Raw genomic sequence first — 12,003 nt, forward strand, 5'->3', positions numbered from 1 at the left:
CTTGAGGCTGTCTTCAGTTTCAGAAATGTCGTTCGCGTCCTGCGAAAAGGTCGCGTAGATTGCCGCGGTGTCGCCAGACGATCAGGCAGCAGAGCACGGCCATTGGCAGCAGGGCTCCGGGTTTCTGCCAGGCCAGTAATGGCAGGGTCAGCGGCGTTGCGATCAGCGCGGCGAGCGAGCTGGTGCGGGTGAGGAAGAAGGTCAGCGCCCAGGCCCCGACAGCCAGCAAGGCGGCCGGCGGGTAGAGCCCGAGCAGCATGCCGGCGGCGGTGGCGACGCCCTTGCCGCCTCGAAAGCGGAAGTACAGCGGGTAGAGATGCCCGAGCACGGCGGCGAGGCCGATCCAGGCCTGTTTCTGGATGCCGAGCCCGATCAGGTAGGCGACCAGCACGGGCAGAAGGCCTTTGAGCAAGTCGCCGAGCAGGGTGAGGATCGCGAGCTTCTTGCCCGCCACGCGCAGCATGTTGGTGGCGCCCGGATTGCCTGAGCCCTGGTCGCGTGGGTCGGCGAAGCCGAAAAACCGGCTTAGCAGGATGGCGAAGGACAGCGAGCCGAGCAGGTAGGCGAGAATCGCCAGCAGCCAGAACATTGGTATCCATTCCAGGGCGAGGGAGCCCTGATTCTAACGGGGCAGAAGTTACGTGGACACGGTTTTCATCGAGGGTCTTGAAGTCGATACCGTCATTGGTGCGTACGACTGGGAGCGGAGCATTCGCCAGTGCCTGCGCCTGGACCTGCAAATGGCCTGGGACAACCGCCCGGCCGCCGCCGATGATGAGCTGGCCCATGCCCTGGACTACGCTTCTGTCTCCCAGCGCATCCAGGCGTTCGCTGGCGAATCGCAGTTCCTTCTCGTGGAAACCTTCGCCGAGCGATTGGTCGCTGTGCTCATGGCGGAATTCAACATTCCCTGGGTGCGGCTCAAGCTGCACAAGCCCGGTGCGGTGCCCGCTGCCAGCAGCGTTGGCGTGGAGATTGAACGCGGATGCCGCTGACACCGGTTCTGCTGGGCCTGGGCAGCAATATCGGGCGTGAAGAACACCTGCGGGCCGGCCTCGATGCACTGGCCGGTTTCCTTCATGAGATCCATTGCTCGCCGGTGTTCGAAAGCCAGCCGGTGGGCATCAAGAGCGGACCCTTCTACAACCTGGTGGTGGCGGCGACGACCGACCTGCCCCTGATGGAGCTGGACCGCCGCCTCAAATTCATCGAGGCCGACAACGGCCGCTATGCGCCAGATCGCAAGGGTTTGCCGCTGGACATCGATGTGCTGCTTTACGGCGACCTGGTCGGCAGTTTCGATGGCCTGGCCTTGCCGCGTGCAGAGGTGTTGAAGAACGCGTTCGTGCTCTGGCCCTTGGCGCTGGTAGCGCCTGAGCGCCTGCACCCGGGTGAGGGGCGCAGCTTCGCGGAGCTTTGGGCAACGGCGCAGATTCAGCAGCAGCTGTGGCCGGTGCCTTTCGAATGGCAGGGGCGCCAGTTGACGCCCGCCGATCTGCTTCAGGCCTTCCCCGCGCCTTCCTTGTAAGCCTTCAGTGCCTTCAGGCGCTCGAGCCTGAGCGCTTCGCCCAGTTCGGCCCCCTTGTAGCCCTTTTCCAGCAATGGCTGGACCGCGACTGCACGCGCGGCTTCGGCGGCGCCTCGCAGGTAGTCGGCCTGGGGGTATTCGCGCTGCTCCAGGCCGTGCCGGCCGCGGGCGTCCATCTTGCAGGCCGCGATGAATTCCTCGAAGCGCTGCGGGCGGCGGTAGACATCGAAACGGGCGAGCAGCTCTGCCAGGGTCGATGCGCGCAGTTCGGTGGCGCGGTGGGCGTGGGTGTGGAACTCGCCCACCAGCATCGCCAGCTCCTGGCAGTCCCGGGGTGCCTTGCAGCGCTCGTTGACCTGCTGGATCAGCTTGAGGCCGCGTTGTTCGTGGGCGATGTGCCGGGGCCATTCCTCCTCTGGCGTCTCGCCCTTGCCCAGGTCGTGCAGCAGGCAGGCCCAGCGCACGGCGAGGGGTTGGTCGTGTTCCGCGCACTGCTGCAGCACCGCCAGAACGTGCAGCCCTGAGTCCACCTCCGGGTGATGATGCTCGGGCTGGGGCACGCCGAACAGGGCGTCCAGTTCCGGCATCCAGGCCTGCAGTGCACCGCAGTCGCGCAGCACCTGGATGAACACGTCCGGGCGCGGCTCCATCAGGGCGCGGGAGATTTCCTTCCAGCTGCGCTCCGCAGTCAGGGCGTCCAGCTCGCCGGATTCGGCGATTTCCCGCATCAGTGCGATGGTTTCCGTCGCGACGCTGAAGCCGAGTGGCGCATAGCGGGCGGCGAAGCGGGCCACGCGCAGCACGCGCAGCGGGTCTTCGGCGAAGGCGGGGGAGACGTGTCGGAGGATGCGTTGCTCAAGGTCGCGCTGGCCGCCATAGGGGTCGACCAGCGTGCCGTGTTCGTCTTCGGCGATGGCGTTGACGGTGAGGTCGCGGCGGATCAGGTCCTCTTCGAGGCTGACGTCCGGGGTGGCGAAGAAGGTGAAGCCGCCGTAGCCGCGCCCGCTTTTGCGTTCGGTACGTGCCAACGCGTATTCCTCGCCGCTCTGCGGGTGGAGGAACACGGGAAAGTCCGCGCCGACCGGCTTGAAGCCCTGTTCGAGCATTTCTTCGGCGGTTGCGCCGACCACGACCCAGTCCACTTCCGTGACTGGGCGACCCAACAAGCGGTCACGAACCGCGCCGCCCACCTTGTATATCTGCATGCTCACCTCCGAGGGTGCGGAGGATAGCAGCCCGCTCGCTGGCTGCGATGGGGATTTGCCGGGTCAGGGCTTCCACTGCGCTTTGCAGCAGCTCGGCGCTGTCCCAGGCGGGGCTCAGGCCGGTGCTGGCGATGCCTTCCCAGAGCACCTGGCCATCGAGGTCGGTGATGCGCAGGCGCAGGGTGCCGGTTTCATCACGCAGGCGGTGGATGGCCTGGTAGGGGCCGAGTGGGCTGGGCGGCGCCTGGTCGACCTTGAACTCCAGCGGTGCGTCCTGCAGGGCCAGCCAGTAGTAGATGCGCAGCTCGGGCGTCTGGCTTTCGTGATAGCCCCGGGTCGCCAGGCCTTGGCGGAGCAATGGGTCGAGCCGAGCGTAGTGCTCACGGTAGGGGGCTTGGCCGAGCAGCGCCTGTTCCGGAGGAGCCAGTTGGAAGCTGTGGCGAGCGGTCAGGTCGCCGCCGTCCGGGTGCACCACCTGGATGCTGGGGATGTGGGTGGAGCAGGTGGCCAGGACCAGGCACAACAGCAGGACGAGGAACAGGCGCATCGACGCTCTCCATGGGCGATGACCGCATGCTCGGGGGAGCCCGGCATGCGGTCAACCGATCAAATGGGCGGGATGACCAGGTCCAGGCGGGGGTATTCGCCGTCTTCGCTGCGCTCACCCTTGGGTGGTACGTGGTGGGTGCCGGTGATCTGCTCGCCGTTCATGGTTTCCAGGTGGATGTCGAAGCCCCAGAGGCGGTGCAGGTGGCGCAGCACCTCCTCGGTGGATTCGCCCAGGGGTTTGCGGTCGTGTTGCTGGTGGCGCAGGGTCAGGGAGCGGTCGCCACGGCGGTCGACGTTCCAGATCTGCACGTTGGGTTCGCGGTTGCCGAGGTTGTACTGGGCGGCGAGGGTTTCGCGGATCTGCCGGTAACCGGGTTCGTCATGGATGGCAGGGACCAGCAGCTCGTCCTTCTGGTCGTCGTCGAGGATGCTGAACAGCTTGAAGTCGCGGATCACCTTGGGCGAGAGGTATTGGAGGATGAAGCTCTCGTCCTTGAAGCTCTTCATGGCGAATTTGATGGTGGAGAGCCAGTCGCCGCCGGCGATGTCGGGGAACCAGCGCTTGTCTTCCTCGGTGGGCTCCTCGCACATGCGGCGGATGTCGCGGTACATGGCGAAGCCCAGGGCGTAGGGGTTGATGCCGTTGTAGTAGGGGCTGTCGAAGCCGGGCTGGAATACGACGCTGGTGTGGGACTGGAGGAACTCGAGCATGAAGCCTTCGGTGACCAGGCCTTCGTCGTAGAGGTCGTTCATCAGGGTGTAGTGCCAGAAGGTCGCCCAGCCTTCGTTCATGACCTGGGTCTGGCGCTGGGGATAGAAGTACTGGGCGATCTTGCGCACGATGCGCACGATCTCGCGCTGCCAGGGCTCCAGCAGCGGTGCGTGCTTTTCGATGAAGTAGAGAATGTTTTCCTGGGGTTCCGACGGGAAGCGCCGGTTGTCCTTGTCACCGCCCTTGCCCGCACCCTTGGGAATGGTGCGCCAGAGGTCGTTGATCTGCTTCTGCAGGTGTTCCTCCCGCTCCTTTTGCCGGCGCCGTTCTTCTTCGGCGGAGATCGGATAGGGTCGCTTGTAGCGGTCGACGCCGTAGTTCATCAGGGCGTGGCAGGAGTCCAGCAGGTCTTCCACCGCGTCGATGCCGTGGCGCTCCTCGCATTGCATGATGTACTGCTTGGCGAACACCAGGTAGTCGATGATCGAGCTGGCGTCGGTCCAGGTGCGGAACAGGTAGTTGCCCTTGAAGAAGCTGTTGTGGCCGTAGCAGGCGTGGGCGATCACCAGTGCCTGCATGGTGATGGTGTTTTCTTCCATCAGGTAGGCGATGCAGGGGTCGGAGTTGATGACGATCTCGTAGGCCAGGCCCATCTGCCCGCGGGAGTAGCCTTTCTCGGTGGCCAGGAAGTGCTTGCCGTAGGACCAGTGGTGGTAGCCCAGCGGCATGCCCACCGAGGCGTAGGCATCCATCATCTGCTCGGCCGTGATGACTTCGATCTGGTTGGGATAAGTGTCCAGGGCGTAGCGCTCGGCCAGCCGGCTGATCTCGCGGTCGTAGGTGCGGATCAGGTCGAAGGTCCACTCCGACCCGGTGGAGATGGGTTGCCTTTTCTTCTCTGTGGCAGTCATGTCACGGCCCTCAGGTAACCAGTCGGCGCTGGAAGAGTTCGCGGAACACGGGGTAGATATCGCCAGGGGAGACGATCTGCTGCTGGGCGAAGGTGTCGGCGAAGGTGTCGCAGACCTGCTCGTATTCGAACCACAGCGCCTGGTGCTCGCGCGGGGTGATCTCGACGTAGGTGTAGTACTGCACGAAGGGCATGATTTGCTTGATCAGGATGTCCCGGCAGATGGGCGAGTCGTCGTTCCAGTTGTCGCCGTCCGAGGCCTGTGCTGCATAGATGTTCCATTCGTTGACGGGGTAGCGTTCGGCCATGATCTCCTGCATCAGCTTGAGGGCGCTGGAGACGATGGTGCCGCCCGTTTCGCGGGAGTAGAAGAACTCCTCTTCGTCGACCTCGCGGGCGCTGGTGTGGTGACGGATGAACACCACTTCGATCTTGTCGTAGTTCCGCTTGAGGAACAGGTACAGGAGGATGAAGAAGCGCTTGGCGATGTCCTTGGTCGCCTGGGTCATGGAGCCGGAGACGTCCATCAGGCAGAACATCACGGCCTTGGAGCTGGGGTTGGGCTGCTTGACCAGCAGGTTGTACTTGAGGTCGAAGGTGTCGAGGAACGGCACCCGTTCGATTCGCGCCCGCAGCTTGAGGATCTCCGCTTCCAGTTCCTGGATGTCGCCGAAGTTGTCCGGCTCCTCACACTTGAGCCGGGCAAGTTCTTCCCGCGCCACACGCAGCTTGGCGCGGCTGGAGCCGGAAAGGGCAATGCGACGGGCATGGGCCGAGCGCAGGGTGCGGATGATATTGATGCGTGAGGGGTTGCCCTCGTTGCTGATGCCGGCGCGTACGGTCTTGAAGGTGTCGGAGCCGGTGAGATGGCGTTTGACCAGGTTGGGCAGCTCCAGGTCTTCGAACATGAAGTCGAGGAATTCTTCCTGGGTGATCTGGAAAACGAACTCGTCCATGCCTTCGCCGGAATTGCTGGCCTTGCCACTGCCGCGTCCGCCGCCACCGCCTTGCGGGCGAGGGATGCGTTCGCCTGTGGTGAATTCCTTGTTACCCGGGTGAACGATGGTCTGCCGGCCGCCACGGCCGTGATGCAGCACGGGCTCGTCGATGTCGCGGCCGGGAATGCTGATCTGCTCACCATGCTCCATGTCGGTGATGGAACGGCGGCTGACGGCTTCCTCCACCGCCTTCTTGATGTGGTCGCGGTACCGCCTGAGGAAGCGCTGGCGGTTCACCGTGCTCTTGTTCTTGCCATTCAGGCGTCGGTCGATCACGTAGCTCATGGGTGCCCCTCCGGGGCAGCTTCAAGCCGCAGGCCGCAAGCCGCAGGTAGAAGCGCAGAGCATCGGCCCCCGCTCCTTCTTGCCGCTTGAAGCCTGCAGCTTGTGGCTGCAGTTACTGCGACTTGCGTACCCGCAGGTACCACTCGGACAGCAGGCGAACCTGTTTCTCGGTGTAGCCGCGCTCGACCATGCGTTTGACGAAATCGTTGTGCTTCTGCTGCTCGTCCTTGCTGCCCTTGGCGTTGAAGCTGATGACCGGCAGCAGGTCTTCGGTGTTGGAGAACATTTTCTTCTCGATCACCACCCGCAGCTTCTCGTAGCTGAGCCAGGTGGGGTTCTTGCCGTTGTTGTTGGCCCGGGCACGCAGCACGAAGTTGACGATCTCGTTGCGGAAGTCTTTCGGGTTGCTGATGCCGGCGGGTTTCTCGATCTTCTCCAGCTCTTCGTTGAGGGCGACGCGGTTGAGGATCTCGCCGGTTTCCGGATCCCGGTATTCCTGATCCTGGATCCAGAAGTCGGCATAGAGCACGTAGCGATCGAAGATGTTCTGGCCATACTCGCTGTAGGACTCGAGGTAGGCGGTCTGGATTTCCTTGCCGATGAACTCGATGTAGCGCGGTGCCAGGTACTCCTTGATGAAGCGCAGGTAGCGCTCACGCACCTCGGCGGGGAATTGTTCCTGCTCGATCTGCTGTTCCAGCACGTAGAGCAGGTGAACCGGGTTGGCGGCGACCTCGTGCGGATCGAAGTTGAACACCTTGGAGAGGATCTTGAAGGCGAAGCGGGTGGAGAGGCCGTTCATGCCCTCGTCGACGCCGGCGGCGTCGCGGTATTCCTGGATCGACTTGGCCTTGGGATCGGTGTCCTTGAGGTTCTCGCCGTCGTAGACGCGCATCTTCGAGTAGATATTGGAGTTCTCCGGCTCTTTGAGACGCGAGAGGGCGGAGAACTGCGCGAGCATCTTCAGGGTGTCGGGTGCGCAGTGGGCGTTGGCCAGGGAGCTGTTGGCCAGCAGCTTGTCGTAGATCTTGATCTCATCGTTGACGCGCAGGCAATAGGGCACCTTGACGATGTAGATCCGGTCGATGAATGCCTCATTGTTCTTGTTGTTGCGGAAGCTGTGCCATTCCGATTCGTTGGAGTGGGCCAGCAGGATGCCCTGGAACGGAATCGCCCCGAGGCCCTCGGTGCTGTTGTAGTTGCCTTCCTGGGTGGCGGTCAGCAGCGGGTGCAGCACCTTGATCGGCGCCTTGAACATCTCGACGAACTCCATCAGGCCCTGGTTGGCCCGGCACAGAGCGCCCGAGTAGCTGTAGGCGTCGGCGTCGTTCTGCGGGAATTCCTCCAGCTTGCGGATATCCACCTTGCCCACCAGGGCAGAGATGTCCTGGTTGTTCTCGTCACCGGGCTCGGTCTTGGCCACGGCGATCTGGTTGAGGATGGAGGGGTAGAGCTTGACCACGCGGAACTGGCTGATATCGCCGCCGAACTCGGCGAGGCGCTTGGTTGCCCAGGGCGACATGATGGTGGAGAGGTAGCGCCGGGGAATGCCGTAGTCCTCTTCGAGGATGGCGCCGTCTTCGGTGGCATTGAACAGCCCGAGGGGCGACTCGAACACCGGAGAGCCCTTGATGGCATAGAAGGGCACTTTCTCGATCAGCTGCTTGAGCTTCTCGGCCAGGGAGGATTTGCCGCCGCCCACCGGACCCAGGAGGTAGAGGATCTGCTTCTTCTCTTCCAGGCCCTGGGCGCCGTGGCGGAAGAAGGCGACGATCTGGTCGATGCAGTCTTCCATGCCGTGGAAGTCGGCGAAGGCCGGGTAACGGCGAATCACCTTGTTGGAGAAGATCCGTGACAGCCTCGAGTCGGTGGAGGTGTCCAACAGCTCCGGCTCACCGATGGCCATCAGCATCCGTTCGGCTGCGGTGGCATAGGCGCTGCGGTCCTGCTTGCACAGGTCGAGATATTCCTGAAGGGAATATTCCTCCTGGCGGGTCGCCTCGAAGCGTTGTTGGAAGTGGCTGAAAATGCTCATTGCGTCACCTCGCTGGATACTGGGAGCCGGCGGGATCGGATATGCGGGTGCGGGCAGTCAGCCGACGAGTCAGCCGATGAGAAACCCCCAGAACACCTAATGGTCGCTGCCGATGGCCCGGAACCGGTGTGCCGGCTCTCCCCTTTTGGATGGCCTGACCTAAGAGTAGTTCGGAATCCGGGAGGTCAAGGATGACGGAAGGATAACAAGAGATTGCCGTTCGTCAGGTCGCGGCGCTAGGCCAGTGATGGCGCGGGATTGCGCCATCGAGAAAATTTTTACTCGGCACTGCCCTGGGCGACTTCGCCGGGGTAGGTGGCGCGCCAGAGCTCGAAGCCACCGTCCAGGCTGTAGACGTCGGAGAAGCCCTGGCCCACGAGGTAGGCGGCGGCTCCCTGGCTGGAGTTGCCGTGGTAGCAGGTGACGATCAGGGGCTTGTCGAGGTCGGCCTTGGCGATGAAGTCGGCGAGGGAGTAGTTGTCCAGATGCTGCGAGCCGGTGATGTGGCCATTGGCGTAGCTCTGCGGGTCACGGATGTCGACCACCTGGGCACCGTGTTCGCGCAGTGCCTGGGCCCGCTCCGGCGGGATGCGTTGGAATTCGCTCATGCTGTGTTCTCCTCGCAGCTGCAACGGATGCGTTCGCCGCTGTCGACGTTCAGAAGGGTCATGGCCCCGCCCCAGACACAGCCGGTGTCGAGGGCGAAGAGGCCGGGTTCGTCGCACTTGCCTTCCAGGGCCGCCCAATGGCCGAAGATGATCTTCTGACCACGGGTCTTGCGCTCGGCGTGGCTGAACCAGGGCGCGTAGCCAGGGGGGGCGGTGTCGATGCCCTCCTTGCTCTTGAGGTCCAGGGTGCCGTCGGCCTTGCAGAAGCGCATGCGGGTGAAGCAGTTGGTGATGACGCGCAGGCGGGCAATGCCTTGCAGGTCTCCATCCCATTTCGCCGGCTCGTTGCCGTACATGCCGTCAAGGAAGAGTGGCAGACGGACATCGTCCCGCAGAACTTCCTCCACCTCGGCCGCGCGTTTCAGCGCCTTGGCCAGCGTCCAGTTGGGCGGGATGCCGGCGTGGACCATGGCGATGTCGCGCTGCTCGTCATAGTGCATCAGCTTTTGCTGGCGCAGCCATTCGAGCAGGTCGGCGGCATCGGGTGCTTCGATGATCTCGCGCAGGGTGTCCGATTTCTTCAGGCGCTCGGCATTGTGGGCCGCTGCCAGCAGGTGCAGATCATGGTTGCCCAGCACGCAGACCAGGCTATCGCGCATGGCGTAGAGGAAACGCAGGGTTTCCAGCGATTTCGGACCACGGTTGACCAGGTCGCCCACCAGCCACAGGCGATCGCGAGCGGGGTCGAACGCCACGTGTTCCAGCAGGCATTTCAGTGGATCGAGGCAGCCCTGGAGGTCGCCGACTGCGTACACCGTCATGGGGGCTCCTGTCAGTGCAGCGCGCCGGGAACGGCCAGGCGGAAGGGGGCGATCTCGGCGTCGAAGCGTTTACCGTCTTCTGCCACCATCTGGTAGCTGCCCTGCATGGTGCCGACGCGGGTCGCCATGACCGTGCCGCTGCTGTAGACGTGGCTCGCGCCCGGCTCGATCAGCGGTTGCTGGCCGACGACGCCGGCACCCCGCACTTCCTGCACATGGCCGTCGCCATCGGTGATCACCCAGTGGCGAGACACCAGCTTGGCCGGCAGCTCACCCTCGTTGCGGATGGTCACGGTGTAGGAGAACGCGAAGCGGTTTTGCTCGGGCTGCGACTGCTCCGGAAGGAAGCGGGTGGTGACACTGACGGCGACCAGGTAGCGGGAATCGGGCACGGGACTGTTCTCTGGAACCAGAATGGAAGTCTAGGGCGTCAGGCGCCGGTTGTCTGTTCGGCCAACTGGTCGGCCAGGCGCACGAAAGCGGCCAGGTCCAGTTGTTCGGGGCGCAGGCCACCGTCGACACCGGCGGCTTCGATGGCATGGCTATCGAGCAGGCCCTTGAGTGTATTGCGCAGGGTCTTGCGGCGCTGGTTGAAGGCTTCGCGCACGATGCGCTCCAGCAGGCGATGATCCTTGGCCGGGTGCGGCAGGACTTCATGGGGTACCAGGCGCACGATCGCCGAATCCACCTTGGGTGGCGGGTTGAAGGCCCCGGGGCCGACGTTGAACAGGTGCTCCACGCGGCAGTGGTACTGGACCATGATCGACAGCCGCCCCCAGTCGCCGCCACCGGGCTCCGCGGCCAGGCGCTCCACCACTTCCTTCTGCAGCATGAAGTGCATGTCGCGGATCAGGTGCGCGTTGCTCAGCAGGTGGAAGATCAGCGGGGTGGAGATGTTGTAGGGCAGGTTGCCCACCACCCGCAGGCTGTGGGGTTCGGCGTTGAGCTGGTTGAAGTCGAACTTCAGGGCGTCGCCCTGGTTCAGCTTGAAGCGTGGCTCGTGGCCGAACTTGCTCTGCAGGATCGGGATCAGGTCCAGGTCCAGCTCGATGACGTCCAGTTGCGCACCGCTGCCCAGCAACCCTTCGGTCAAGGCGCCCTGGCCCGGGCCGATTTCCAGCAGGCGCTCGCCTTCCTTGGCATGGATGCCGCGAAGGATGCGATGGATGACGCCAGCGTCGTGCAGGAAGTTCTGGCCAAAGCGCTTGCGCGCGCGGTGTTGGTATTCGGACATTGCGGGCTCCAGGTGGAGCAGCTTGAAGCCGGTAGCTTGAAGCTGGAAACGGGGAAAGGCGCGGAGTTTACAGCATTGCGCCGATCAGGCCGAAATGTGCTGCTGATCGGCGCGCTGTGGCTCAGCCTCGGCTGGCGGCCATCTCGTAGGCCGTCTCCAGGGCCACCTGCAGGCTGCCCCCATCGATGCGCCCGGTTCCGGCCAGGTCCAGGGCGGTACCGTGGTCCACCGACGTGCGGATGATAGGCAGGCCGAGGGTTACGTTGACCGCCGCGCCGAACCCCTTGTACTTGAGCACGGGCAGGCCCTGGTCGTGGTACATCGCCAGCACCGCGTCGCAGTGCTCCAGGTGCTTGGGGGTGAACAGGGTGTCAGCGGGCAGAGGGCCGATCAGGTTCAGGCCTTCTTTGCGCAGGCGTTCCAGGCAGGGCTCGATGACCTCGATCTCCTCGCGCCCCAGGTGGCCACCTTCGCCCGCATGAGGGTTGAGACCGCACACCAGGATGCGCGGATTGGGCAGGCCGAATTTCTCCACCAGGTCGGTGTGAAGGATGCGGGTCACCCGTTCCAGGCGTTCGCTGGTGATGGCGGCGGCTACATCCTTCAGCGGCAGGTGCGTGGTCACCAGGGCGACGCGCAGGCCGCGGGTGGCGAGCATCATCACCACCTGCGTGGTGTGGGTGAGTTCGGCGAGGAACTCCGTGTGCCCGGAGAAGGCGATGCCGGCCTCGTTGATCACGCCCTTGTGCACGGGCGCGGTGATCATCCCGGCGAAATGGCCATCCAGGCAGCCCTTGCCCGCACGGGTCAGGGTTTCCAGCACGTAGCCGGCATTGGCCCGATCGAGCACGCCGGGCTGGACGGGGGCTTGCAGGGGGTGTCCCAGACGTAGAGTGCGCCTGCTGGTGTCGGCTCTTCAGGCCAGGCAGCGGGCGAGACGGGCGTGACACGGATGTCGAGGCCGAGCTGGCTGGCGCGCTCTTCCAGCAGCGCTTGGCTGGCAATGGCGATCAGGGGGTAGGGCTGGCGCTCTCGGGACAGGAGCAGGCAGAGGTCCGGGCCGATGCCGGCGGGTTCACCAGGGGTGAGGGCGAAGCGGGGAAGGGGCATTGCGGGCT

At 64.1% G+C, this 12,003-nt stretch carries 12 protein-coding genes and 1 pseudogene; 2 read left to right on the forward strand and 11 right to left on the reverse strand.

Going from position 1 to position 12,003, the window contains the following annotated elements:
- Window positions 1-19 precede the first annotated feature (19 nt).
- Complete coding sequence (plsY, locus tag PSm6_RS13125) at window positions 20-589, reverse strand: glycerol-3-phosphate 1-O-acyltransferase PlsY (RefSeq protein WP_021221582.1); 570 nt, start codon at window positions 587-589, stop codon at window positions 20-22.
- A 52-nt stretch (window positions 590-641) separates the two neighbouring features.
- Between plsY and folB the strand changes: the two genes are divergently transcribed.
- Window positions 642-995, forward strand: a complete 354-nt coding sequence (gene folB / locus PSm6_RS13130) for a dihydroneopterin aldolase (protein ID WP_021221583.1) — start codon at window positions 642-644, stop codon at window positions 993-995.
- Entirely contained in the window at window positions 986-1,528 is a 543-nt protein-coding gene (folK, locus tag PSm6_RS13135; protein ID WP_021221584.1) for a 2-amino-4-hydroxy-6-hydroxymethyldihydropteridine diphosphokinase, read from the forward strand. The genes folB and folK overlap by 10 nt, the downstream gene beginning before the upstream one ends.
- On the opposite strand, the gene PSm6_RS13140 is transcribed toward folK, so the two are convergent.
- The 10 genes and pseudogenes from PSm6_RS13140 to pdxA form a co-directional block, all read right to left on the reverse strand.
- Window positions 1,501-2,733, reverse strand: a complete 1,233-nt coding sequence (locus PSm6_RS13140; protein ID WP_265170373.1) for a multifunctional CCA addition/repair protein — start codon at window positions 2,731-2,733, stop codon at window positions 1,501-1,503. The two genes, folK and PSm6_RS13140, sit on opposite strands and share 28 nt — an antisense overlap.
- Entirely contained in the window at window positions 2,699-3,280 is a 582-nt protein-coding gene (locus tag PSm6_RS13145) for a DUF4136 domain-containing protein (RefSeq protein ID WP_265170374.1), read from the reverse strand. The genes PSm6_RS13140 and PSm6_RS13145 overlap by 35 nt, the downstream gene beginning before the upstream one ends.
- A gap of 59 nt (window positions 3,281-3,339) precedes the next feature.
- A complete protein-coding gene (locus PSm6_RS13150) occupies window positions 3,340-4,905 on the reverse strand; it encodes a SpoVR family protein (RefSeq protein WP_265170375.1) in 1,566 nt (521 codons plus the stop codon).
- A 10-nt stretch (window positions 4,906-4,915) separates the two neighbouring features.
- Complete coding sequence (locus tag PSm6_RS13155; RefSeq protein WP_265170376.1) at window positions 4,916-6,187, reverse strand: YeaH/YhbH family protein; 1,272 nt, start codon at window positions 6,185-6,187, stop codon at window positions 4,916-4,918.
- Window positions 6,188-6,299: 112 nt separating this feature from the next.
- Window positions 6,300-8,222 carry a PrkA family serine protein kinase gene (locus PSm6_RS13160; RefSeq protein WP_021221589.1) on the reverse strand — a complete coding sequence of 641 codons (1,923 nt, stop codon included), beginning with the start codon at window positions 8,220-8,222 and terminating at the stop codon, window positions 6,300-6,302.
- A 278-nt stretch (window positions 8,223-8,500) separates the two neighbouring features.
- Entirely contained in the window at window positions 8,501-8,830 is a 330-nt protein-coding gene (glpE, locus tag PSm6_RS13165; protein WP_043244111.1) for a thiosulfate sulfurtransferase GlpE, read from the reverse strand.
- Entirely contained in the window at window positions 8,827-9,651 is an 825-nt protein-coding gene (locus PSm6_RS13170; RefSeq protein WP_265170377.1) for a symmetrical bis(5'-nucleosyl)-tetraphosphatase, read from the reverse strand. The genes glpE and PSm6_RS13170 overlap by 4 nt, the downstream gene beginning before the upstream one ends.
- Before the next feature lie 11 nt (window positions 9,652-9,662).
- Window positions 9,663-10,043, reverse strand: coding sequence for a Co2+/Mg2+ efflux facilitator ApaG/CorD (gene apaG / locus PSm6_RS13175; RefSeq protein WP_043244113.1), 381 nt, complete (start codon window positions 10,041-10,043; stop codon window positions 9,663-9,665).
- A 38-nt stretch (window positions 10,044-10,081) separates the two neighbouring features.
- Entirely contained in the window at window positions 10,082-10,885 is an 804-nt protein-coding gene (gene rsmA, locus PSm6_RS13180; RefSeq protein ID WP_021221593.1) for a 16S rRNA (adenine(1518)-N(6)/adenine(1519)-N(6))-dimethyltransferase RsmA, read from the reverse strand.
- 121 nt (window positions 10,886-11,006) lie between these two features.
- Window positions 11,007-11,995: pseudogene (gene pdxA, locus PSm6_RS13185) on the reverse strand (4-hydroxythreonine-4-phosphate dehydrogenase PdxA).
- Between the last annotated feature and the right edge of the window lie 8 nt (window positions 11,996-12,003).

Source organism: Pseudomonas solani, assembly GCF_026072635.1.
GTDB classification, from domain to species: Bacteria; Pseudomonadota; Gammaproteobacteria; order Pseudomonadales; family Pseudomonadaceae; genus Metapseudomonas; species Metapseudomonas solani.